This window comes from Halorubrum sp. CBA1125, assembly GCF_009742825.1.
In the GTDB taxonomy this organism is placed as follows: domain Archaea; phylum Halobacteriota; class Halobacteria; order Halobacteriales; family Haloferacaceae; genus Halorubrum.
In genome coordinates this window covers 57,097-81,749 of the sequence record NZ_WPCE01000002.1, presented here as the reverse complement: position 1 = coordinate 81,749, position 24,653 = coordinate 57,097, and the positions used below count along the sequence as shown (strand labels likewise).

Below are 24,653 nucleotides of genomic sequence, written 5' to 3'. Positions count from 1 at the left end.
GGGGGAACACCCGTACCCATTCCGAACACGGAAGTTAAGCCCGTCAGCGTGCCGGGAAGTACTGGAGTGAGCGATCCTCTGGGAACCGCGGTTCGCCGCCTGCCCACTCATACTTACACACATCACAGAGCCCAGAGACATCGCGTCTCCGGGCTCTCTTCATATCGACCACGACGAGCCCGGGCGATCGGGTCGACCCCCGACCGCTAGGCTTAAGCGCTCGACTCCGATACTTCCGGTAGCGCCAAGGTGGCAGAGTCTGGTCAGACGCAGCGGCCTGCAGAGCCGCCCAACGCCGGTTCAAATCCGGCCCTTGGCTCTAACACTAAACCCTAAAGCCGAAGACGACTATCCGTTATTCCTCGTCTTCGTCATTCTATCTTCTATCAGAATATCGATGTACATTGGCGATCGCCATCTGCTCCCGCGATCTCAGTCGTTCACATAGTGCCTTCCCGCTCGGTCACCAGCCGTTCTGCCCGGTCGGGCCCGACACTTGGTACTGTTTGAAATACTTCTTGGCCTGCATCGAGGTACGCTCGTTCGCTATCGAAGATGTCTGCGACTCGCCATGCTAACGTCTCGCCGATGCCCGTGACATGTGTAGCGCTTTCGAAGATACGGAGATACTGGTCAGTGGGAATGACTTCCTCTCCGTCGATCTCCATGATCGTAATCTCGCCTCGCTCCTCAAGCCTCTGAAGTGCGATTCGGGTCGTGCTTTCATCAACACCGTGGACTTTCGCGTGATGGGTGATTTTTTCTTGTGAGAGACGGTCGGCGGCGGCGGTCTGGTCGTTGATTACATCCTTGACCGTGTGGAGTATCAGATCATCCTGGTCAAGCCAGGTATAGTCAATGCTGTCCGGGATGTTCGGGTGGTCGTCTCGGAGCTGGTCGATTTTATCCCCAATCTCATCTCGGGTCAGCCCGGTCCCGCTGATGAGGTACCGGTTAATCTGGCTCCTATTGACAAAAACCTCAGTTTGATCCTCATAGCCGTTTTCGCGTATGACTATCAGGGCGTGTCCATCAGTGGAGATGCCGTAGCCGATAATCTGCATATTCAGGTCCGTGAATAGGGAGAGGTCGATCTCTCGATCGTATTGTGTAGGTGGAGATAGTGTCTGTTGGGGGATACCGTAGTAACTCAGATAATCGGCGCTGTTGAGTGTGATGATGCATTTCAGGATGTCGAACAGGGTCAGAATCGTGCTCAGGTAATTCGCGTTCTGGTACCGCAGTTGTCCATGCGCAAGCCGGTTTCTGAGGTTTATGCCTTCACGTCTCGTGTACCTATACCGGAGATAGATCGCGTAGTGGCGTCCAAACAGATCTTTTCCGTCGAGGAACAGTCCGCCAAGGAGTTGTTGCTGGGTTCCTTCTTCGATGATGGTGTATGCCGGCCGTCCGATGGACCGAAGCGTGTCAACGATTGCTGCCTCAAGGTGTGGGACGAAGAGGAACAGTGCCTGTAGATAGTTATCCTCGTAGAGATCGAGAAGAGCGTCGGTGAGGAACGCTTCTGTATCGGGGGAGAGCGTGTCGCCGATCCGGAATATGTGGATGAAATCGGAGATAGTGAGGTGGCCCTCTTTGATCAGACGGTACAGCGCGTTCCCCAGCGATGACATTTTCCCTGCTGCGTAGTGGCCGTAACTGTTCGGGATTGACTCGGGATCCGACGGATCAACGGAAAGCGTGTACGCTTCCGGAGAGATAATTTGGCGGCTGACTAGCTGGGAGACCACGAACTCTTCTGTTGACAATCGAATTCTATTCGGATCGGGAATAATGCTGCTAGAGTGCACTAAACAGTAGAGGGCGTATGAACTCGATCCAGAAGTCTGCGTCATCTGCTTGAACCAGTTGACGTAGACCTGGGTGTTGTGGTCTATCTCTTCTGCGACGGCCCGCTGGATGCTTTGGCCTTCTACCCCGTCCACATCTAAGTCATCTGGATCAAGTTCGTGGAGTTCGGTTTCGGTCCCGGTTCGGCGGGCTTGGAGAGCTTCCTGTTTCCAGTCGCGCTTTTGCTCGTCGCTCAGATATTCGGCACACTCAGCGACACCGCTTTGAAGAACATCTGCCTTCTGCAGCTGGCTGTCTTGTCCGACTAGGTCGGCTTCAGTGCGATATGACTCAACGAGTGCAGCCTCTACGTTTGACGTGCCTCGATTGCATTCGCGTTTGAACTCGTGCAGCAGCCGGAGCTGTTCTCTTAGCTGATTAAAGCGGTTGTCGGTACGGTGAGAGTCCACAACCGCTTCAATAAGATCTGTCCACCGATCTCTATGAGACTCCGATATGTCGTCGATGTTGTCGATTGCGGATTCAATAATTGAGGTAGTGAAGTTGGTGGAGACATCTGAGAAGTGATTCTCCAGAAATTCGAGTACTTCGTCAAGTTCGTCTGCTACGTTATGCCCCTGCAATCCTGACTTGAGGCGGATCCGGCTGTACTGGTATTGGGCGGCCACGTTCATCCATCCGTGTTCTTCTGCATCTGCGATAGCGTCCTCAAACCGATTTAGTGCATCACGGGCGGATTGGAACGTCTCGTCGCTGTACCAGTCCTCAAGGTTGTCCACGAGGCTGGGCAACAGATATTCATCGTCCATTTCGTCGAGGTGGATCCGGGTCTCGTCGCTGAGCTCCTCTTGATCTACTACTGATTGGAAAAGTCGATCTAATTGCAGCGCAAAGTGAACATCTTCTCCAGGGTCGGCCCGAACCCTGTCGAACGTATCGAGTAACCGGACCATACGGAGTTCCTGTTCCAATAGAACGTAAAGTTGTTCGACGGGTCATTCTTCTTGCACAGGCTAAGAAGGACGCCAGCAGCCTGGGATTCTGTAGTAGCGCTCTTGGAGCTTACCGGATTGAGAAAAAGTAGCTGATGGCAGCGGATAACCCGCCTAAGTCACGGAAGAATTTCGCAAGAGTGCCGAGTCCGATCGTACCGAGGATACCACCGACCAAGGGATCGATCGCCATCCCTAGTCGGAGAAGTGTACCGAATTCGAAGAGTTCGACGAGGACTAGTCCACCGGTGAACATCGCAAAGTCGACAGGGACAGCGATATTGTGCTGATAGAGGATCCAGAGCCCGGTGATGCCACCAACCAGTATCCAGAGCGAATATTTGCGGCCGCGCTGAGTAGCGCTTTCGGGGTCACCCTTCCGCCAGTTGCGAAAGTGATTGACCGATTGTAGTAGTGCCTTGAGCAGTCCTGGTGGCATTCGACCTATCAGGTGATCAGAGACAGCGCGTATAAGTTTTATTCTGGTATTCTGCAGGTGACTGTAAGAAGTTAGTCCGTACTCGGGAGCAGATATTTATGCAAACCAGACGAAATATGTTGAAATGGCAGTGGTCGGCCGTCTCACTACACTGCTTGTGGTTATCAGCGGGACAGCCTTTCTCTTCGTTGATGATCCGATTCCCGCTTGGTCTCCTAGTTCGATTGAGGTCATGGCGGGATCTGCGGGGCAGTTGGGTAGTTCTCTTCCAGATATTGTCCTGTATGGTATCGGGATTACGGCTGCTGTATCATTACTCGTCGCCTATAAACTCGTGTCTGCTCCGCCTGCCCGTAGGGGTCGGCCGACGCACAGGGCTATCTCAACGGGAACGTCGACCAATCCAACGACATCCACGGCGGTAAGTTCTACAAATTCAGATCAGCCATCTAAGGTTAATGAAGCAAGCAACGAGAATACGAAGCCACCGCAAGAAGTTCGCCAGGATCCGTCCGATATATCCTCGCCAGTAACGGATCGACAACCATCGACGACACTAGAGGAGTCTCAGCAGCTTCCCACCCAGACTCAAGAGATTCAGCGAACGACTACCCGCATCAGAACCCAGAACCCCGTCCAGAGACCAGCCCGTACGACGCGTGGCTACAGAACAGCGCCGCAAAGACAGACTCCAGCCTCTGAGTCCAACACACCCTATTTCAAGCCAGTAGAGTACGATCGTTCAATCCGCTTCGCCGATGTCGACACGAGGTTTAGTTACCTCGATGTTGACATGGGGCCATCGTTCTTCCAGTTCGATCCGATACCTGATCTCGTTGAGATCAAGTTCGGTCCGAGTGCCGTAAGCTACGATCTGGTCCGCAGCCCGATCGAAATCAAGATTTCTTCGCTGCTGAAGACGCTTCTCGCTCCCACTCCACACAGTGCCGGCGTCGCTACCCGAAACGAAAACACGCAATCGCGGAAGACAGAGAGCAAACACTCACGTCGCCAGCCAAGCGATACGCGACGTTCCCGGAATCTCAATCCTCGGTATCCCCGGGAACCAGTGGACCGTGAGCAGCCTCAGCGCCGGCACCGAACTTTAGAACCGGTTGACAGTGTCCAGGCGGAGAAGCAGTCAAACAGAACACCGACGCAACAACCTGACCAAGAACTGATGGATCACGGTAATTCCTCACTGGACACGTCCCACTCGGCCAGTTGGAACTACGACAAACCAGCTGACGGGGGTTTCGGTCACTCGCTCTTCCCAGAACGAGAACTAGAACCGATTGGAGAACCGTTCAGTACCCCGGACGTAGGACCGATAGATGAGCCAGTATTCGACCCTGTTCAGGACGAACGATGGGAAGAGGGGATCCAGGCTAACGTGGATCAAGAGTATTCAATGTCTCAGGGGGAGCCGCTGCAGTGGGAAGCAACGGATCCCTTTGGACTAAATGACTTTGAGCAGGAGTTTTCTGAGCCTGACGAACCGCTTGTGGGATCTAGTGAGCCAGCTTCAACGTTTTTCAATGGTCAGGATTCGTTCAACGTTGGTGAGTTCGATTCAGTCCACGACATTTCGATGCTGGAGCCTTCGGTGGATCCGGGTATGGCAGAAGAGATGCTAGGTCTGAACTCGTTCGAGGAGATCCCAGACGATCAAGTTGGTCTTCCGGGTGTCAGTAATGTCGCTGAATCGAATTCCTTGTTCCCGGACTCAGAGGGAATCTTCCCCGGTGAGTTTGTGGAAGATGATTGTCTGTCTTTCTGAGACATCTAGGTCCTTCTCCCGGTGGTGGCCTGGGAATGTTGCTTATGCGGTGCTGAATGGTTACAAGCCACGAAGGTCGCGCCGTACCGGGAGTCTGTTATTCTGAAGCCGGTATTGGGCTGTTCGAACCTCACTCTTCGAATCCTGGGCCGACGGTAAACGAATCCGACGCGCAGGGAAGTTGATTATGCTGGCACCACTGGCAGTGATCATCAGCGGTATACTGACTGAACGATGCCTCTGCGATCTGGTTCATTGCTCCTGCCACGTCGTCTTTGACGCTGTCTAGTTCGCCTTCGCTGAATGTTCGTGTCTCGATGTTCGGCCCGATATTCCCGACATATGCGTATCCAGCACGCCTGATCGGTTCGTCATAGAGATCACGACAAGCTAGTAAGTAGATCGGGAGTTGCTTGTCGTCCTGGATGTCTCGATACCGTTCAGTAGCCTTGTAGTCGATAACAACCAGTTCGTCGTCGGCCGTTCGATAGACGGCGTCGATGAAGCCGACGAGTTCGTGCCCGTCGATAGTGAGTTCGAACTTTCGTTCTGCGTCGATGATGTCGTAGTTGGATAGCTCCAACTCGAAGTACCGGTCAATACATTCTTTCGCTGCCGGAAGCGCATCTTCGTCCCGGCGTTGACTAGCAAGTCGTTCGCAGATGTCGTACCACTCCTCACGTTGTTGGATATTCTTGTTCGCGGCCTGTTCTGCGGTGTCGTGGAAGAGCAACCCGATCGCGCGTTGGGACACCCCGCTTCCAGCACTACTTGTCCCGTCTTGATAATCCGAGAACGCGTTGACAACGTAGTCGAGGTAGTGACTGCGTGGGCACTCCTCGTAGGCCGCCAGGGACGTATAGCTGTGTGAGAGAGCTGGTGATGGCGTTGATGGTCCAGTTAGAGACTCAACGTGGATCTTTGACCGGTTGCCGTCTGTTGTAAGGCGACTATCAAGGGTAGCTGTTGCGAGTGCCAGTACCCGGTCACGTGCCGTCTCTACTGGGAGTAAATCCCCATCGTGGGTGACCGTCCCGCCTACCTCTCCGACGTTTTCTGATGCCAGTGTGTCGGTCCAGTCCACCGCTTCATCCGGTAAGCACTCCTGTACATCGCTCCAGATCGAAAGCTGACCACCTTGGGGTTGCCATGGAATGCAGGCTGGAATCAGTTCGTCAACGATCTCTGGAACCGGATGTGGCTCGTCGTCGCCCTCGTCATCCGCGTCACGGCGACCCTGCAGGACGAGAATATCCTCTGCTCGTGTGATTCCGACGTGGAACACGCGTCTGGTTTCGCGGGCGTCACGCGCGACGTAGTCCTCGGCAAACGCTGCATCCGGACCGTCGGATATGCCCGTTTCGAGCGCATCGTATGTCCGTGAACTCGGCCCCCACTCATCGGCTGTGACTTGCGGAATAAGTACAACCGGGAAATCTAGGCCCTTGCTCTTGTGGATGGTCATCACGTTGACTGCGTCATCAGCAATATCCGGCTGACTTGTCGGTGTGGAGCCGCTCTCATCGAACAGCGAGTCATAGTGTTCGAGTGAGTCGATGAATTCCGGGGTGAGTGGGGGCTGGACGGCACTGTCACCGTATTGTTCGATGATCTCGTTGAGTTGTCCGAGGTCGCGGCGCTCCTGCTCGCTGAGATACCACTCGATGTTTGTGCGGTCTTTGAGTTCGCGGTACAGGTGGCTGAGCGATGCAGAGTCTCGAATGTTGAGGAGATCTATGACATGCTCGCGGGCTTCTGCGACGCGGCCCGGTTCATCAAATTCGTCTAGTGGGGTTTTGCGGAGAGCGTCTATGAGTGGCTCGTCACCCTCGTTGAGAGTACGGAGATCCGCATCGCAGAGTCGATACCGCATCAGTAAGACGCGATTCCAACTCACCTCATCTTCCGGTCGAGCGAGCGCTTTGAGGTAGGCCGTTACGGTGCCGACACCGATTGATTCTGTGGCAAGATCTCCAGCGACCTGGTACGGGATCCCGGCGTCTTCGAATTCCTCAATAATTGGCGTTGCGTGGTCGTTTTTCCGAACCAAGAGTGCAATGTCTCCTGGGTCGTATGCGTCGGCGAGATTGTCCGCTGTGCCGGCTAACAGGTTCTGGACGACGGTTCGAAGCTGCGTTGCCCCGTCTCCATCGTCTTCTTCATCAGGGAGCTTGACGGTAGCGACGGTATCACCGTCGTAGTCTGGTTCGTTGACCCGAGTGAGTGTCTTGTGCTGCTCACGGTGATCGAGTTTCGTGATCGCTTCATTCGCCAAATCAAGGATTGGTTGCCGTGAGCGGAAGTTCTCCTCTAGCGGTTTGTCCGTAAGCGCTGCGAACACCTTGTCGAGTTCGTCGGTGATGTTGGCGACGTGTGCACCGCGCCACTCGTAGATCGCTTGGTCGTCATCACCGACGACGAACAGGTTGTCATCCGTGACCAGTGATGTGACGAGATCGAACTGTAGGCGGTCGGTGTCTTGGAATTCGTCACAGAACACGTAGTCCCACCGGTCAGCAATTTCCTCACCGACGGGAGAGTCCATCAGCTCTGCCGTTTTCACGACCAATCCGTTGAAGTCGATGAAGTTGCGCTCGTCGAGTACACGCTCGTATGCGGCATATCCTGCAGTCAGATCACGAGCGGTGAAACAGTCGGAGAGGAATGAATCGAGATGATCTGTGAGTTCGAGGTTAAGATCGTTCGGGATGCCTTTCGGTGCGCTACTGTACCCGCCGAGCAGGTATTTCGGGAGCTTGTACGCGTTCTCGGGAAGTTCACGCTCACCGGCTTCGTGTCCTTCAAAAGTCGTTTCGAGTGCATCACAGAGAGCAACGAGTCGGTCAAGGAAGTCACGGATACTGGCTTCGATGCCGTCCGTTCCTAACGCGTCGCGTTCCTCAACGATGTCCTCACGTGCATCGGGAAGTGCAGTCAAGACGTTTGATACGGAGCGGCCGCCGAGGTGGTCGCTAGCGATGGTTTCGATTCGTTCTGGTAGGTCGGCCAGTTCATATACGCGTTCGGCCGATCCGAGGAATGCATCAATCCCCTCGGGTGCGACGCCGTTACGCTTCATCGAGCCGATGAAGTCGAGGAGCTTCGAGGCAGCGCCTGACGCGTATCCGTCGCCCCCGTACACGTTGGGTTTGACCGATCGGTACTCGATCTCGTCGAGGACATCCAGCACGATGGCGTACTTTTCGGCGTCAGTAGCGATGTCGAAGTCCGGGTCGAGCCCTGCGGTGTAGGCGTAGTCTGAGAGAATTTCGTTGCAGATCGAGTGGTACGTATACGCGTCGATGTCGTACCCAGCGGTGCCGAGCTTCGCGTTGAGCTTCTCCCGCATGGAATCGGCGGCGTTGTTCGTGAACGTCAACGCGAGAATTCGATCCGGAGATACGTCCTTCTCGTCGATGAGGTACTCAATCTTCCGCACCATCGTGAACGTCTTCCCCGTCCCTGCCCCGGCGAGCACCCGCATCGGATACTCATCTGCGTCGATGATTTCTCCCTGCTGTGGTTCCGGTGACAACTCATCTTCTGGGACGGGGAACCAGGATGGGTGCTCGGTCTCGTCACCGCTCATCGTTTCACCTCTGTGGAGAGCCGGTCAGGACACATTTCCCGGTACTCGCAATCCGGGCATGCTTCCTCGCTGATGATGGTGAACGGTTCCGGGTCGTACGTCTCGCTCGTGATGCCGTCGTGTGCAGCCCGAATGAGTGCCCAGATCGTCTCGTGGTACTCCTCGTAGATCTCAGTTGTTTCGCGTGGATACCCACGTACGGACACGTTGTATCCTGAAGGGGTGCTCTCGAATGATGTGCTGTTGAGTACTCCGTAGAAACTGAACCGCACTTCCATCTCGTCCTCGTAGAACGGTTCGTTCTTCACGCCCTCAATGTACGTCGCCGTCTGGAAGGCGTTCCGAACACGCTTCGGTTCGTGTGCGTCGCCGTCAAGATGTTCAGCCAAATACTCTGCTGTTCCTGAGGAAATCACCCCGCGTGTATTTCGCTTGTAATCGATGATGTGGAGACCATCATCGGTTCGAATGACGTTATCAGCCTTCCCGTGAAGCCCTCTCCCATCGCGTTCACACTCTACCCAGCACTCTGTTGCGACTGAGCGACGTGCGTGGTCTATCCCATCGCCACCATCCGGATCGAAGAACGCATCGATAGCAGCCTGATTCTCGGCTCGCTGGTACTCGCGGTGCGCAACTGATTCGTAATCGTCCGGGTTACTGTGTTCGTCCCACTTCTCGTCGAAGATACGCATTGCCCGGGTGTGAATCATCTCGGGATCATCATCACGCTCCGTCGCATCACACACGGTCTCGATAGTTTCGTGGTAGATCTTTCCCTGGTTGAGATAAAGCTCGGTTCGATCTGGCGTGTTGATGTCCTGCGGGTAGCTGTACTCGTATTGTCGCGGACACGCTGCGTACGTCGCCAAACGAGACGGCGAAAGCGAATTGTCGCTCATCGCCGCACCTCTCCATTAGCGAACTCGACACGGGCCCGCAACGCTTTCCGCAGTTCTTCGCCTCGCATCCCGCTTTTGTCAAGCAACTCTTGAATCTCACCGAGTTCCGCTTCAACCTCGTCGAGTGAGATTGTCACGTCTTGGCTGTTCGCGCGGCGAACATCCGCGAGTGCGTTATCAACCCGTGACAGCAAGAACTCTTCAGCTGCTTGCTCGCTCGTGATCTGCGGATCCGCGGCGTCCGTCACCCAGGGGAGATCTGCATACGCTGCCGTCAGGAACCGCGACGCCTGAGCACGCTCTTCGAGAGCAGTATCTTCGTACTCGTAGAGACAACAGTACAAGCGCTCTGTTGCCACTCCAGCACCTACCGCCAAGCATCGCCGTGCGTGCTCCGCGTGGTACCGTACGAACGGCCTGCTCGACGCTGTCGAGTCCGTCGGGAAGGTCTGGTCAACATCCGTGTCGCTGAGATCCGTTACGCCCGGGTAGTCTGGCATTGACGCAACGCGCTCGGTTGGAAACAGCCGGGTGAGGAAGGGGTCACCAGGGTACTCACTGTCGGTGAGGTTAATCAGGAACACCGCCTTGAACGTGGTGTTCTTGATCGCTTGCAAGTGGTCGACTCTGACGCCGCCATCGAGATCTGTTGCGCTGGTCTGATTCTGCTGGGACGCGTACTCGTGGGCCCGTTCCAGCATCTCTTCGTAGGAGTCCCACGTCGAACCGAGGAACGCAGTATCATCCAGGAACGCAGCCATTCGAAACGCACGGCGAACGTTTCCGAACTGTGACCGCGCATCGAGCGGTGTCGCTCGCTCCGCGATTCGTTCTTTCAGCCCGGAATCAGTTGCCCACCACCGTACCGCGTCTTCCAACTGATCCATCTCGCCAACACGAGCTAAGCGATCCGTATCGAGTGCTGGTCCGTGATCAGGTACGTCATCGTCCTCGTCAGCGGCCAAGTGGCGAGTAACAGCAAGCAGCTCCCTAATCGCGGGATCGTCGCCCAATCCAGTAATAGTAGCCGACTCTGTTGGGATTCCACTACGTTCGAACGATTCGATGGTGTCTGTAACGGTACTCCCGCTTTGTTTGGTAGCGACCGCGATGTCGGCGTAGTTCCAGCCCTCTTGCTCGACGAGCTCTTCAATCTCGTTCGCAATCGCAGCAAGTTGGTCGCCACTGGAGTCCGCAGCGAGCACGGAGACTGATCCGGCATCCGGGTCGTTCACGACAGTTTCTTCCGCGAAGTACGCAGCCGTGGCGGCCGGGCGAGTTGATGGCTGGACACCGGACGCGCGCCGAGATTCACTGAACGAGACATAGTCCGTGACTGGACCTGTCTCCACCCAGGTTCTGCGGACACTTGCGTCATCCTCAGCGATACAGACAAGCTCACAGTCCGCTGTGAGCGCGTCAAGATATGCCCGGTCGAGCGGGAAGAATTCCTCAAATTCGACTGCAAGCACCGCGTCAATATCGACGATGTCGTCGTAGTCATCGCCCGTGAGGACAGCGAGAGCTTCTGATATGAGTTGCCCCCGCTCTATGTGATCGTGTTCAGCAAGCCAATTGTGAAACGCATCAAGTGCCGTGGTAATTTCCCGGAGTTCAGGCGTCTCACTGGGAGAAATGTCCTGCCACGAAATCGTGCCCATCACTCGATCTACGTCTTCGATGAACGAGGATTGTTCCGACGCCCGCCGTAGGTATTCTGTCTCCCATTCGTAACCATCGAGGAATCGATGCAGGAGTTCACGCCGCAACGCGTCCGAAAGAATCACTCGTTCGTCTGTCTGATTGAGGACATCCGTTGCGTGCACGACAGGCGATGTCACGTACGGGGTCGCCGCACCAGGAAGCACCTCGTCCAACGTGTCACGGAACGAGTCCGTACTCGTCGGCGCACCTGTGAGAACGAGTACACCCTCGGAATCGTACTTATCGAGGAGTTTCTCGTATTCATTCTGCGTCGTTCGTCGGACGTTTCCAGCACCGAACGGCGTGGAGACCAGAGTGCCGTCAAACTCCCGTGGAGATGAGTTGGCTGTCATATTCGTTATCTACATAGGAGTCGTAGAATCCAGAGCCAGACACCGCCGCTATCAAGGGGGCTTCTGTATCCCGCTGCTGATACTGGATTCCTCGTCCCAATTCTATGATTAGTTACCACTTCCAAACCGAAGGGCTGTAAAAACTCCCCAAGCTGTGAACTGTGGTGCGTCTCTGACACCACCAGCTTGTTGATGCACTCAATCGATGATAGAGAGGACGACAGTGCTGGATACAGTGCGCATCAATTACCTAAGCTAATCACACCATCTGTACACGAAAATTGCTGCCAGAGTCAGGATGGTTTATTGATTTGAGAAATTCGCTCGTATTACTCCTTATAGACTCTCTTGTTTTCGCCATACCACCGTGAATTCGATCCGTTTCTGAAGGAGTTCCACTCGTTCTAATCTCGTATTCATGGTCCTCGTTGGGGGTTCGATAGACCTTCGCAACGTCTTTTCCTTGTTGTGTCTGAACTTCAGCAAGTAGTGTCGCCATATCGACTATCTTGACAACGACTAACGAAAATGTACCGGTGCTGAATCATCCTGCTGTATCAGCACCCGTCTGTATCCGTTAGTAAGGATTCAGGAAAGCAAATTCCTCTTACCGAACACCACGAGATGTTTTAGCCGAACTTTCATACTGTCTGCATCTCACTTACTTGCTATGGCTGTTGTCTCTTCTCGTTTTCAAGGTGCTATGACGGATGAGTGAACAGTACGCTAATCACCCGGAACCGGGATACGTTCCCGAGCCGAGCGATCTTCAGGCAGTCTTCAAACGGCATTACAAGAACTCAGCCGGTATGAGCGGGAACGATGCATACCGAGATCTGCAGGCCGAGGAATCGATTCGACGGCAGTATACTGCTCGTGTCCTTTTTGAACTCTTACAGAATGCACTTGACCGAGCTGAATCCAACGTCGCGGTCGAAATTCGAAATGTCGATTGGGGGCCAACTGACCAGGCACTTATTGTTGCGAATGACGGAGCACCGATCCGAGTAGATCCGGAATACGACTATTCGAATCCCCCTGAGGTTCAAGGACAGCGTCGGCCGGACTTCAATGCCCTCTGTACGCTACACGTATCGAATAAGCGTCCTGAAGAGAGCGTTGGGAACAAAGGCGTCGGATTCCGGTCCGTCTTCTGGCTAGGGGATTTCGCCCGTGTCTGGAGTCGATTCTCTGAAAGTCCTGGGTGGTGGGGGATGGAGATGCATCTTCCACTGGCTCACGACACGTGGCAGCAGCGACTCGAATTCCCAGAGGTACAGAGGGGCCACGCCGAGTTCCTTGATTCGCCGGAGAGCCCTTTGGACAACGACGAACAACGGGCGAGCTTCCATTTCCCACTCCCGTTATGCGCCGATAAGCCACCGACACCCGACGATGTTTCCGACTTTAGCACGGTCGTGGTAGTCCCGATTACCCCTGGGAAAGAGGATGAGCTACGTGAGTCCGTTGAAACGTTTCAACAACGCCATCTCAACTTCATCGGGCTATTCGATGACCGCCGGAAACTGACCGTCTCCTTCGATGCGTGGGGGAACAGATTCCAGAAATCTACTTGGCCATCGACGAACCCCGAGGAAGCGAAACGGTCGATCGTTTACTGGGCATCCTCAGAACTGCGATCGCTCGCTGAAGAGGCTGAACACGATGTTTCCACGCCCGGTGCAGCCATCGCTTGGCCACGACTGGAAGCCGGCTCGGATGACTCAATACCCGGACTGTACGGTTACCTGCCCACGCTGATCGAGACTCCCTTCGGTATCGATCTCCAGGGTGATTTCCAGTTACGAACGGATAGAACAGCCCTTCGGCTTGATGACGAGACGATTGGTCGATACAACAGAGCCCTACTTAGAGCAGCCGCGGAACTGCATCTCCACGCAATCTTCAATCATCTCGGTATTCCGGATGATGACTTCGAGTACACGTGGATCGACCCTGAAGCAGTTACTACTGTCCCACAGATCACTTCGGGTGGGACGCCTCGGGATGATTTTTGGCAGTTCCTCGACCCAGGGTCACGGAGTTCAGACGCCGCCAAGATCGTCGTCGACCACATAGAGGATCTACTGTTTTCCGATGCTGGAGTAAAGGAACCGGATCGGTATCGACAGTGGGCGGCACTGGCTGATGCATTTTTCGAGCAGCAAGACCAGTGGCCACTTTCAACGTATGATGATTTCTGGAAAGCGGCAGGTAACTGGCTTGACCGGACGTGTAAATCCTCTCGCAGAACGAAAACCTGGCGGCGGCGCGCGATAGCGATGTGTGACGCGATACGAGATGCGGGCACTCGTGTTGCACCCATCACCGCGACGCGAGATGAAGACCGGACGAGCGACACGCCCGCTGTACAGCTTCCCGAACGAGGGACAGCTGGCGGGCAGATTCAGACTGATCGACACACGCATCGGCTTTTCATCCGTCGGTCAGAGACAACACAGCTTGATCTCCCGCTTGCGCTCCGTGAGGCCGGGCGTGCTGTGACTTCATACGAGTTCCAGTCCGGTTTCGATCGAGAGCCACCACACCCCCTTGGAGCGAATCAATTCAATCGGTGGGATGTCCTCGCAGAGCTCCGGCAACTCCCGAACGCTCTGACTGACTGGGAGTACAAGCCATTAGATGCTGATCCGGACCGTGCGGAGCGATTACAGTCTGAACTGATTCAGTTCACGATGGATCTCTTCGCCCTCAACTCGCAAGGCAGTGCAGCTCCCCCGGCAGAAACGGATACGTATGGTCCCGGATGGCGAGCAATTAGAGACGATGTCTATAGCGATAATGCTCGATCTGCTGGCCGTGCGATCGCAACGCTGTTTCTCCCGACAATAGATGGACAGTGGGAACCAGCACGTCAACTCACACGAGATCGGGTTGCCGTCGAAAAACTCCCCTCACTCCCCGAAAATGCGGATCTGGATTCATTCCTCGCGTTCATTGGAGTAACGCCGGAACCGCCCGATCCAGACGATGAGGTTCGACTCACGTTAGTCGAAGGGGGTGAGGACGGAACGGTTGCGCCCCGCGACGCACCCCCGGTGTTAGTTGCGGCAGGGACGGAGTGGAACCCACTCCGTCTCGGAACAGAACCTGCGACTTCAGACTCGGTTGATCCGGCTGCGTGGCTAACATCGCTTGATGCAGCTTGGGACTCGTGGCTTGCAGACATCATTGAAGCTGAACGGAATGAATTAGACGAGGAAAAGCAAGGGCGGCGGCCAATCGAGATCCTTCCGGCACTCCGGAATCAAGCCTGGTTCCCAGTCGGTGACGCTGAAGGGGAAGCAGAACCACCGCTCCTCGTTGAAGAACCACCAGATCGGATTTCTCCGGCAGAGATCACGCTTGTCTCCCGTCAGCAGCGCCAGTTCCCGTCCGTACTCTGGAGTGTGTCGAAGGAAGCTCCACTCTCACAGGAGTTGTTGATCGCCCTTGATTCGGTCAGCGGGACCGATATGGATAGTCTCGGACGAGACGCTGCAGAACCAGCTTTCAGACTACTGACTCAGGTACATTCACTAACAGCGGATCGGTTAGACGAGATCGAAGAGAATCCACGTGCACGGCAGGCCTTGACTCGGTTATTTGACCGTCTTCTCAACACGATCAGTCGGGAACACGATCCTGAAGCGGACGACCGAGAGATCCCCATCCTCGGGTATCGACCCGTCGACGAACCACGAGCGCTCGCTGAACGAGGATTAGCGTGGTATGAACCGGACGAAGATGTGTGGATTCCAACGACAAACACCACCCGAGATCAAATGCGCCGGTTCTTCCCAGCGGTGCCGCTGGCTGCAGCGACGATCGGGACTGAGACTCTTCGAGGATATGAGCCACTGGCCGCACGCGAGATTGATATTTCACGTCAGGTGTACCCAGCCCACCGGGGCAGCGAAGAAGTGGAAGTCGTTCAGAACCTCGAAGAGCAACTTCGACCAATCATCGCGCATCTGCTTGCCCTCGCCAGTACGACAAACCAAGTTGATATTGACCCGGCGACGGCGGCTGATCGATGGCGAAGCAGCACGATTCGCTACGTTGAGAACGCATGGATCGAATTCCAAGCAACTCTCGGCGGGGAAGAGTCACTGACTGCAACGCGGTACAAGAACACTCACAATCACGCGCTCTATCTGCAACCGGACCCACCGACGATTATCTTTGATACGCCAGACGGAACCACAGGTTCACCACCGCTTGATGAATTCGGTGAGCCGTTAGCTAAACTGCTGCTTGAGGATTCCGCTACTGGCGTCGGCCCACTCTTCGGTCAGGCCCTCAGCGGCTACGAGTCAGATGATGTCAGCCGTGTCGAACGACTCTTGGAGAAACGCGACGCAATCTCCTTGGTTGATGCCTACGAGCGACATCTCCGCCAACTCGATGATGAAGAACACGAGGAGCTACGTCGCCGGGTGCGGACGGCGCTATCTGAACTCGATATTCGGGTTCGTGACTCGTGGAACCGACTCTCTCATGTCGACCCTGATGATGTGGATGTGACCGCGGTTTCATGGTCCTTTACCGCTGCTGATGTGAATGCTGCGTTACGATCGATAGACTTGACAGACGCTCAGGAGCCGTTCCGGCCACAGTTCTCCTGTGAACAGACACACCGAGCGAAATGGGACGCGTGGTTCACGAAGTGGGAACAACTTATTCCGTTCTTGGAGCACCTCATAGAGGAGCACATCGAGGTAGCGTTCTCTGACGATGAACTCGAAGCTCGCTTGCAGGAATACATCACTGAAGATGCGTCTCGACGAGTCGCCTTCGACCCCACACGGGCCGTCATCGAATGGCTACGAGGGAATCCATTCGGCGGATCACTCCCTGAAGCGGCGATACCAGCTTACGAAGAACTCGAAGATCGGCTAATTGAGTTCTCACCGCGGTACGAACCCGTCGAGAACGTGGCAACCACAGAGGATCTCGGCTGGGGTCGACCAAGGTTGTCCGAAGGTGATCCGAACGAAACTGAAAACGGAATCGTAGAGATCGAAGACCTCGAATCTGAATGGAAGAATACGAAAGCAGTTGGTGACGATGCCGAGCGAGCGGCCGCATCGTGGATTACCAAGCAGACTGTAGAACTTCTCGAAGATGCGAAGGCACGAGGAGAGTTTGATGAGGCTCTGGAGAGCCTTCTATCGGTGATTCCATCCTCGGGCCGGACTGCAGAAAATCTGGAACGCGGCCTTCGAGAATGGCACGAAACAGGTAGCGATGAAGCCCTCGAATCCGGTCTCCACATCTCAAGCGTGTGGGATGGTGCAGGGTACGATATGCTCGGGCTGGAACGCACCGGTGGCGAGATCGAGCCCGTTCGATACGAAATCAAGAGCTTGGGCGATGAAGGTCCTTACAAGGTACATTTGACCCAAAACCAGCTCCGGGTCTATCGCAAAGTCTTGCACTCATCTGAGACCGACGATACAGAGCAAACCCTGTATCAGGGCTCGTGGCGGCTGTTAGGTGTTCAATCCGGACGACAAGCTGTGGACCTGACCAGGGAGCTTGACGGACTCCCTGAATTAGTCAATAGCTTCCGGAACCAAGGCTATGGCCACGACGGATTAGTCATCTACGTTCAGGATAGCGACGAATCAATCGATCTCTGACTCCCAAGGAGAGGTGTTTTTCACAAGTCAGGGTTCTGTAGCTCCGCAATCGGTGGTTCGGCTCCAATTTGAACTGTATCTCATCATCTACATTCTATTCAACCAGAACAACCTGTTGTTCCGGGAAATGTTATCAGACCAGTGTAGTCCCCGGTCAGAATTCACACTACCAACTACGGCATTAACCGAACGGACACTAACTCTCTGCCGCTACTTGAATCAGACAGAACCACTAGATTCGCCCCCTGTTTGACCCCAGCAGTCTTCTTAAGAATAAGTTCGAACACGAACGAATCTCGTCCTGCCGGTGCATGCCCTTCGATACTCGTTTTATTGTCAGATAGATCCACTCCCGTTATTGCAGAATAGTTCCATACCTCGACGCCGTCCGGAACCGCAAGATCGATCTCGAACTCATCGATATTGGAGCCAGTTGTAATAGGAAACTCTAGAATATACTGGTCGTTATCTAATGTGGCGATGTTTTCGATTTCTTCACCTATCGCTGTCCTTCCGTTTGATGTACGAGCGCGGTATTCGACTTTGATTGAGAACGGGGAGTTTTGATGATAGTAGGCGATCGCAGGCGCTGTAAACAGGCTAAGGAGTGTGAGATCTACAAATACACTTTGACCAGCGCCAATTGTTAGTGAGATAACGGAAATTAGAAATGTTGTCAGCCACCACCAAGCAGTATTCTTGTAATAGTGTACGAACTCCGTTAATTCGTATCTTAACTCCTTGAAATTTGAGATAGGTTCGACGATTAAGAGAATGCCGACAGCGGCACCGACCAGTATTAGGTAGATAAAAATAACTTCCAGAACCTCAATAGTTTGAGGATTCAGAATCTCGTTCAAACACCTAGCCACCGTTGCCATCGATACTCCCTACACTCCGCCGTGGATCACGTCACGCTCAAAAAGCTGAATCACGTACTCACGGGCGTCAACATCTTCGGCATCCAACTGCAGTACTCCCCGTTTGTACCAGACATCTGCGGCTCGGTCACAGAACCAGTACGTTCCCTTCACCTCATCGATAATAGTGCTGTAGATGTCGATATTGAGGTCCTGTATGCCGTCGACCTCTGACGGAGTATCGACAGCTGAAATGATGTCTTCTATGTCCTCTATGGATCGAAGGTCACTGAACTCTGGATTCGTACGTAAGGTTTCGACTGGATCATCGTATTGGAGAACAGAGAGAAGTTTGGCTGCATCATACGTTCCCCCTCGGCCGCGGAGAATCAATGTTTCAATAGTATCTGCCTCTTCGATAAATCGCCAGAAGGAATCACGTGGGAGCGACAATGCGCGCTGTATCTCGGCAGTGGACGCAAGTTGCTGATTCAGGTCTGTAAACACATCCTCTGCGTCAACTAGATCCGTGGGGGTCTCTACAAGGAATAGTTCTGATGCGGTCCGGTATTCGTATTCCCCTGTTTGTGTGAATGAACCGTTGTTCCGGCTTGGGATCTCGAACGCGAAGGTCCCGGTCAGTTTTATTTGCCCATCGAAGGGATAGTCCGCAACTTCGGGAAAGGATTCCACGTGTTCACGGTCGATAGACTTGATAGCCACATCAGTCTCAGGCCGGTCACCAAGGTGCTCGGACCAGTATTTTTCAAGTCCCTCTGATCGACCGAGCCTGCTTGTGGACATAATGTCGTGAATTTCGCTTCTGTATCCTTTCGTTATGACACGTCTTCGGCGGGCACTGATTTTGTACTTTCGTCCATAACCCCTTGGCGCTTACGTTCATAACGGGCTTTCACATCCTCTGCGTCGAATCGAGGGGGCCAGCCTTCCTCTTCAGCGTTATCCGCCATTGCATCGAAGAATGACGGTGGTGGATAACGATCTTCGGGATCGAGGTGTTCCCAGTCGTCGAACAGATTAATCAGTTCGGAGAGGAACCGAAGAGAAACACCCATTCGCCGCAGGTCGCTCAAAGTACTTAACGGGTTGTCACTAACTTTGACGTGGACCTTCCCACCAAACTCGATTAGTGCTGTTACTTGATGCTCATCAAGTATGAAATCCCCTTGTATACCGTCAATCTGTTTACCTGAAAGAATGGGTGCTATTAACAGTACAGACCGCAGTACGTTCTGCGAGTCTTTCACCTGTCCAACACCCATATTATCGCTAGAACCTTCGACATCGGCTACGGTTGACGCGCGTTTTATTTTCCGGACACGAAGATCAGAGGACAGGGGTTCGCCTGCGTACTGCTTGTAGAGAATCCATAAAAAGAAATCAAAGTCGAATGAAACCGAGTCCATCTTCATATCCCCAGAAAGCGCACCCAAAAGGTCAGTCTGCTTTTGTTCAAGCAACCGTTTTTGTCCCTTGAACATCATTACGCCGTTTACGTAATCCCAATAGATGCGGATCTTGTCGTGATTGGGGTGGAAATACATCTGTTCGTTAGCGTTCTCATCGTATCCCCACGTCTCTACCCAGTCCTCGTCAACGTACTCTAGTGCATAGAGACCCCGGGCGAATTTCTCCGTCTTTTCACTCAACTCCGTCATCATTTGGAGCTTCTCGGGGGTGTCAATTTGTTTGAACCCTTCGTCTGGTTCATTAGGGGTTCCTTCCGTGTACTCATCAAATGCGTCTACGATTTTCTGTGGCGACATGCCGTCGTCCCCATGAACAGTCGTTTTGAAGAATCCGTTAAACACTAACCACCCAGGATACTCGTATTCATCCTCAACAGTGGTAATATCTGACATACCGAATCAAGAGAAGACTGGCTCATAAACTTTTGGCAAAATGACGCGTATTTGCGGGTGACTAATGTTGTTGACGGGTTCTAATTTAGATACGCACTTAGTCCAGATTGACGATTGGTGATCAAGGTGTAACCTCGCTCAGTTTTCTGATTCCGATGTGTCGTCTATCGGTGGCCGTAAATCCCGCCAGCGGAAGTCAACCGTCTCATCGGTTTCGAGGGCAACACGGTAAAGCTGTGAATCCCGTTCGTCCGTAGTCACTACCCCCGCATCGTCGGTGAGAACCTTCACAACCTCTCCGTGGTCGCCGTGGAACCTGCTGTGCTCTGGATCCGTCTCATCAGGAATGTCAACTCGGACACGATCCCCCTCAGCGAACCTCGCCATCATCTCCATTAGGCGGGGCCAGCTACTATAGCATCGTGGATTCACAGGCACGCATTTATGACTCCCTCGTGTCAGTAGGCGAGTAATGAGCGAGGCTGACTCGTCGCTTGATATTGACGCTCTCGTACAGGAGTACGTCTCCAACAAAGACTGGGAACAAGACAAAGCACACGTCAGGAACACATCCGAGGCCGTACAGACACTTGTCCGTGCGATCGTTGACACCGGATCGATCGATGAGTATGCGATGCGAACGGTGTACAACCTGTGTCAGAACGACAATGCGCTGAGTCTGGAAATGAAGAAAGAACGGATCGACGATCTTGCGATTGACTCAGCCTCGAAGACAGAAATCAACGACTGCATTGAACAAGGGACAGGAATCGTCGGAAAGGGGACGTACTCGGTGCCGATAGAAGGCTACGAAGAGGAGACCTACGAATTTCTCAAAACGGTGATCGAATCCGATGATAGAGAAACAATCGACGAGGCAGTCGAAGAGTTCGCCGCATTGGATATTGGTGGAGTTCAAGCCGGTATCATTTCCCCTATTCTGTATTTTGTTCATCCAACAAAATATCCGATCAGTAACGATCGGTCTCGCACTGGTATGGAGAAATATTTCGGCTACGGGATGTCCAGACAGTTGCGTCAGTATATCGAAGACGCAAACAAATTCCGAACGGTGCGGGATTCCTACCCATTCAATGAGGATTTCCGTCACTTAGATAGCTTCTTCAATTGGATCGAACAGCAGGATCTTGCCGAACTAGACGAAGCCGAGCTAGAGGGAGACGAAGCCGAGCTAGAGGGTGAATCGGAAGCTGAACAGTCAGTTGATGACCTCGATATTGACGATGTTTCGTTTTACTGGGTGAACCAGAACCGCGAGGTCGAATTCAATGATGAATTTCTCCGCTCACAAGATAAGAAGTGGCAACGCGATCTGACGGTCCTCGAAACAGGCGACATCATCTTCCACTACACTAACCAGGCAGTTCGTGCGTGCTCCGTCGTCACGACCGAAGCACGACTCACCGAGATGGAAGGCGGCGAGTATTATCGCGTCGATGTCGATACAACCCGTCTTGACGAACCGCTCCCACTAGTGGAACTCCGAGAGGAACTACAGAACTCCGAAGTACGACAAGAGCAAGAGCGGTATCCACTCGACAAGAACGGGAATGTTATTCAAGCGTATCTTTGCCACCTCACGCCCGAAGCGGGCCGATACCTGCTTGAGACAGCGGGTATCAACACGTCCAACTTGGTAGCATCACCATCCGAGGCGACGAACTACTTTTGGGCGACAGCCAATCCCTCTATCTGGTCCGTCGACGATATTGCTGACGGGAGCGAGATCTTCTATAACGCCTACAACGAGAAGGGGAACAAGAAACGGCTGTTCGACGCATTCAGATCAGCTGCTCCCGGTGACCGTGTCCTGTTCTACGAGTCTACCCCGGTCAAAGCAATCGTGGCCGAAGGTACGGTAAGCGAGGTAATCCCGCCAGAGCGAGATCATCAAGGGGGCACAACGACAGATGAACAACCGGAAACCACCGATAGTGACCAAGAGACGACATCTGATGTTGGTGTTCGAATCCAGTTTGATCGGCGTATTGAGAGCATCACGTGGGGCGATTTGAATGCGATTCCGGAACTCGAAGATGCGACCCCGATTACGAATGGGGCTCAGGGTAGCTTGTTCCCACTGACGAAAGATGAGTACGAGACAATCCTCGCACTGGAAGAGCCTGCAGTAGATGGCGTTAGTCAAGAGGCATTGGACAGGTTCGAACAGAAACTCTCCCCACCGCAGATCGACGCGCAGATTCCAGAGACGCTCTACTTCGAAGACGACGCTCGACTGCAACGCGAAATCGAAGCGTCGCTTCGTTCTGGCAAACACATCATCTTCACCGGGCCGCCAGGAACCGGGAAAACCAAACTCGCCAAGGCGGTTTCTGACGGAGCAACGGCCCACGAGCAAGTCGATGGGTACCGATTCACGACAGCCACCTCAGAATGGACCGCCTTCGACACGATCGGTGGATACGTCCCGTCCACGAATGATGGTGGTCAGGAACTGTTGTTTGAGCCTCGCCTGTTCTTGAAATGCTTCCGGCAGGACCGAATCGTTAATGAGTGGCTCATTATCGACGAAATCAACCGGTCTGACATCGACAAAGCATTCGGTCAACTGTTCTCCGTTCTCTCCGGTGACTCCACGGAACTTCCGTATGAACGCGAGCGCACCGTCGAACTGCTTTCTGTGAGTGACCACGCCAGTGATGGTGAGCTTGCTGAGATCATTGCGAACCCGGATGCGTTTCCCGTGACGCCGTCGTGGCGTCTCATCGCTACGATGAACACGTATGACAAAACCTCGCTGTATGAGATGTCCTACGCGTTTATGCGCCGCTTCAATTTCATCCACGTCGGTGTCCCGCCACTCACCACTGACGACGGCGCAGTCCGCACGTCACTCTTGGATCCAGATGCCGACGATAATTACTCGACCGCATGGCTCGCTGACAACCCCGGACTGCGCCCCGTGCTTGAGGCGTCGTACCCAGTAATTACTGTGCTGTGGCAGCGCATCAACAAACACCGCGTCATCGGACCGTCCATCGTCTACGACATCATTCGGTACCTTGACTCCTTTGAGCACGCCGGCGGGACCCAGAGTGAAGCGCTCTCATCAGCCGTTGTCTCGCTCGTGTACCCGCAGCTCGAAGGGATGCGACCTGAGGATCAAAAACAACTGATTCGCTCGCTCACAGACACCGACGTACCCACCGAAAATGGCGACATCAATCTCGACTTGGATGGAGAACGACTGAAGGAGAAAGCTGCTGACTTCTTCGGTATCAATTTCGACGATGACGCGTAGCCTGACTGCCGACGCGCTCGTCGACGCCACAACTGAAGAACTGGCCACGTATCTTCGGAGCGGTGCGATCAACCCGCGGGTGCTCACGCGGTCACTCGATTACGAAGGCCTCGACATTGACGACTGGGATCGAATCAAACGCATCCATTTCTGTCTGAGTGAGGATGTTCACAACTTCATTAGCAAGCTCCCAGAACGAGTCCGCCGGATCAAAACCGAAAATCAACGCGAACACGTCGACACCCAAGGTGAGGTTCGTGGTTCTATCAATTGGAGTGGGACGTTACGGACGTGGTCAGACAGCGGCTACGCCGATAAGAGCCGATTCGTCTGCGATACGCCCTATACCGAGTACGACATCGCTGAAAACCGTGTTCTGAAACGTCTACTCTGGCAGGTTCATCGTACCGTCACGACCGATCTCCGCGGTGTCGAGTATGACTGGCGTCGCCAATATTGGACCGACGACCAGATCGACCACTTTGACCGGCTCTACAAGCAGAACGTCCACCTGAACCGTATCGCTCCCGGACAGCAAATCTCCGTCACCGACCAAGACCTCACGGCCGCCCGCCGCTCCCGCCTCGACCTGTACACGGAAGCCTACGAACTCCTCGACCGGTACCAACGATTACAATCGAATCGATTCGATCCGGACATCACCAAGCTCCTGACCGAGACGCTCATCATTCCAGCATCCACGCCAACGCTCTTCGAACTCTTCTGCATCTTCCGGATTCTCCGGTATCTCAACGACGAAACTCCCGGTGTACGACTTCATCCAATCGCCGGTGAAAGTACCGCCTTGGCACAACTCGAAACCGATGACCGACGCATCGATATTTTCCACGACCAGAACGGCGCGATCGACTTCCACGAAACCCTTGACCCAGACGTTGTACCCGCCCACCCGACGTTCAAACGCTACCAAGACGCGCTCGTCGACTATACCAACGCACTTCGCGGGTTGACTGGGAGCGATCAAGATCCTGTTCTGTATCGAGGTCGCCCCGACATCGTTATCGAAATCTACGACACGAGTTCCCCAGACGACGACCTCGTCGCCGTGCTTCTCGGCGAAGTCAAGTACTCATCCGCAGCTCAAACATTCCGGCAGGGACTAGAGGAGTTGGCTACCTACCGACGGTTTGCGTACCACGACGACTACCTCATTGACAATCCAGATCTACCGGTCACTAGTCTCCTCATCACGAACGGGTATTCAACAGCCGGTACTGCTGACGAGCTCATTCACCTGAACGGGAGCGAGTTACTCACCGACGATGTTGATTTGTTCCGTTCGTTCGCTGCTGATTCATTTCCTGATAGCCCTACAATCAAGCCGTAAGTCGACTGAGGTCGAGATATAATGGGTATTGAAACATCTCATATCAGGAGAGTCTCCCAACAA

Annotated in this window: 14 protein-coding genes, 1 tRNA gene and 1 rRNA gene; 6 read left to right on the top strand and 10 right to left on the bottom strand. The window is 53.9% G+C overall.

All coding sequences use genetic code 11. The features are described 5' to 3' along the window. Both rrf and GJ633_RS00850 read left to right on the top strand, forming a co-directional pair. A 5S ribosomal RNA gene (rrf, locus tag GJ633_RS00855) occupies positions 1-104 on the top strand; the annotation flags it as partial. Between the two features lie 139 nt (positions 105-243). Further along, positions 244-319, top strand: a tRNA-Cys gene (locus GJ633_RS00850). A gap of 121 nt (positions 320-440) precedes the next feature. Here GJ633_RS00850 and GJ633_RS00845 read toward each other — a convergent pair. Together GJ633_RS00845 and GJ633_RS00840 are read right to left on the bottom strand one after the other, a co-directional pair. After that, positions 441-2,765 carry a DUF4209 domain-containing protein gene (locus tag GJ633_RS00845; RefSeq protein ID WP_156586349.1) on the bottom strand — a complete coding sequence of 775 codons (2,325 nt, stop codon included), beginning with the start codon at positions 2,763-2,765 and terminating at the stop codon, positions 441-443. A gap of 109 nt (positions 2,766-2,874) precedes the next feature. Then, positions 2,875-3,243 carry a hypothetical protein gene (locus GJ633_RS00840; RefSeq protein ID WP_156586348.1) on the bottom strand — a complete coding sequence of 123 codons (369 nt, stop codon included), beginning with the start codon at positions 3,241-3,243 and terminating at the stop codon, positions 2,875-2,877. A 124-nt stretch (positions 3,244-3,367) separates the two neighbouring features. Between GJ633_RS00840 and GJ633_RS00835 the strand changes: the two genes are divergently transcribed. Beyond that, a complete protein-coding gene (locus GJ633_RS00835; RefSeq protein ID WP_156586346.1) occupies positions 3,368-5,023 on the top strand; it encodes a hypothetical protein in 1,656 nt (551 codons plus the stop codon). A 130-nt stretch (positions 5,024-5,153) separates the two neighbouring features. Here GJ633_RS00835 and GJ633_RS00830 read toward each other — a convergent pair whose 3' ends face one another. From GJ633_RS00830 to GJ633_RS00815, 4 genes are all read right to left on the bottom strand, one after another. Continuing rightward, positions 5,154-8,612, bottom strand: a complete 3,459-nt coding sequence (locus GJ633_RS00830) for an ATP-dependent DNA helicase (RefSeq protein WP_156586343.1) — start codon at positions 8,610-8,612, stop codon at positions 5,154-5,156. Further along, positions 8,609-9,514, bottom strand: coding sequence for a PD-(D/E)XK nuclease family protein (locus GJ633_RS00825; RefSeq protein ID WP_156586341.1), 906 nt, complete (start codon positions 9,512-9,514; stop codon positions 8,609-8,611). Before GJ633_RS00825 ends, GJ633_RS00830 begins: the two co-directional genes overlap by 4 nt. After that, the gene (locus GJ633_RS00820; protein ID WP_156586339.1) at positions 9,511-11,571 is read right to left on the bottom strand and encodes a DNA helicase UvrD; all 2,061 of its coding nucleotides are present in this window, start codon (positions 11,569-11,571) and stop codon (positions 9,511-9,513) included. The genes GJ633_RS00825 and GJ633_RS00820 overlap by 4 nt, the downstream gene beginning before the upstream one ends. Before the next feature lie 259 nt (positions 11,572-11,830). Then, on the bottom strand, positions 11,831-12,070 hold the full coding sequence (locus GJ633_RS00815) for a hypothetical protein (protein ID WP_156586337.1): 240 nt from the start codon (positions 12,068-12,070) through the stop codon (positions 11,831-11,833). Positions 12,071-12,281: 211 nt separating this feature from the next. On the opposite strand from GJ633_RS00815, the gene GJ633_RS00810 reads away from it, so the two are divergent. Beyond that, the gene (locus GJ633_RS00810; protein WP_156586335.1) at positions 12,282-17,216 is read left to right on the top strand and encodes a hypothetical protein; all 4,935 of its coding nucleotides are present in this window, start codon (positions 12,282-12,284) and stop codon (positions 17,214-17,216) included. A gap of 173 nt (positions 17,217-17,389) precedes the next feature. On the opposite strand, the gene GJ633_RS00805 is transcribed toward GJ633_RS00810, so the two are convergent. From GJ633_RS00805 to GJ633_RS00790, 4 genes are all read right to left on the bottom strand, one after another. After that, positions 17,390-18,097 (bottom strand): hypothetical protein, encoded by a 708-nt coding sequence (locus GJ633_RS00805; RefSeq protein ID WP_136516497.1) that lies wholly within the window; start codon positions 18,095-18,097, stop codon positions 17,390-17,392. A gap of 9 nt (positions 18,098-18,106) precedes the next feature. Then, entirely contained in the window at positions 18,107-18,880 is a 774-nt protein-coding gene (locus GJ633_RS00800; RefSeq protein ID WP_136516498.1) for a hypothetical protein, read from the bottom strand. Between the two features lie 32 nt (positions 18,881-18,912). Beyond that, entirely contained in the window at positions 18,913-19,959 is a 1,047-nt protein-coding gene (locus tag GJ633_RS00795) for a hypothetical protein (protein ID WP_122105578.1), read from the bottom strand. A gap of 138 nt (positions 19,960-20,097) precedes the next feature. Beyond that, positions 20,098-20,346 carry a hypothetical protein gene (locus GJ633_RS00790; RefSeq protein WP_122105737.1) on the bottom strand — a complete coding sequence of 83 codons (249 nt, stop codon included), beginning with the start codon at positions 20,344-20,346 and terminating at the stop codon, positions 20,098-20,100. Between the two features lie 85 nt (positions 20,347-20,431). On the opposite strand from GJ633_RS00790, the gene GJ633_RS00785 reads away from it, so the two are divergent. Together GJ633_RS00785 and GJ633_RS00780 are read left to right on the top strand one after the other, a co-directional pair. Then, positions 20,432-23,242, top strand: a complete 2,811-nt coding sequence (locus tag GJ633_RS00785; protein ID WP_122105579.1) for an EVE domain-containing protein — start codon at positions 20,432-20,434, stop codon at positions 23,240-23,242. Beyond that, complete coding sequence (locus tag GJ633_RS00780) at positions 23,232-24,590, top strand: hypothetical protein (RefSeq protein ID WP_122105580.1); 1,359 nt, start codon at positions 23,232-23,234, stop codon at positions 24,588-24,590. The genes GJ633_RS00785 and GJ633_RS00780 overlap by 11 nt, the downstream gene beginning before the upstream one ends. Positions 24,591-24,653 lie beyond the last annotated feature (63 nt).

Coding starts and splice junctions, on each gene's coding strand:
- GJ633_RS00825 (WP_156586341.1), bottom strand. CDS start 9,514: ATGAGCGACAATTCGCTTTCGCCGTCTCGTTTGGCGACGTACGCAGCG.
- GJ633_RS00815 (WP_156586337.1), bottom strand. CDS start 12,070: ATGGCGACACTACTTGCTGAAGTTCAGACACAACAAGGAAAAGACGTT.
- GJ633_RS00835 (WP_156586346.1), top strand. CDS start 3,368: ATGGCAGTGGTCGGCCGTCTCACTACACTGCTTGTGGTTATCAGCGGG.
- GJ633_RS00780 (WP_122105580.1), top strand. CDS start 23,232: ATGACGCGTAGCCTGACTGCCGACGCGCTCGTCGACGCCACAACTGAA.
- GJ633_RS00830 (WP_156586343.1), bottom strand. CDS start 8,612: ATGAGCGGTGACGAGACCGAGCACCCATCCTGGTTCCCCGTCCCAGAA.
- GJ633_RS00800 (WP_136516498.1), bottom strand. CDS start 18,880: ATGTCCACAAGCAGGCTCGGTCGATCAGAGGGACTTGAAAAATACTGG.
- GJ633_RS00805 (WP_136516497.1), bottom strand. CDS start 18,097: ATGGCAACGGTGGCTAGGTGTTTGAACGAGATTCTGAATCCTCAAACT.
- GJ633_RS00785 (WP_122105579.1), top strand. CDS start 20,432: ATGAGCGAGGCTGACTCGTCGCTTGATATTGACGCTCTCGTACAGGAG.
- GJ633_RS00845 (WP_156586349.1), bottom strand. CDS start 2,765: ATGGTCCGGTTACTCGATACGTTCGACAGGGTTCGGGCCGACCCTGGA.
- GJ633_RS00820 (WP_156586339.1), bottom strand. CDS start 11,571: ATGACAGCCAACTCATCTCCACGGGAGTTTGACGGCACTCTGGTCTCC.
- GJ633_RS00810 (WP_156586335.1), top strand. CDS start 12,282: ATGAGTGAACAGTACGCTAATCACCCGGAACCGGGATACGTTCCCGAG.
- GJ633_RS00840 (WP_156586348.1), bottom strand. CDS start 3,243: ATGCCACCAGGACTGCTCAAGGCACTACTACAATCGGTCAATCACTTT.
- GJ633_RS00795 (WP_122105578.1), bottom strand. CDS start 19,959: ATGTCAGATATTACCACTGTTGAGGATGAATACGAGTATCCTGGGTGG.
- GJ633_RS00790 (WP_122105737.1), bottom strand. CDS start 20,346: ATGGCGAGGTTCGCTGAGGGGGATCGTGTCCGAGTTGACATTCCTGAT.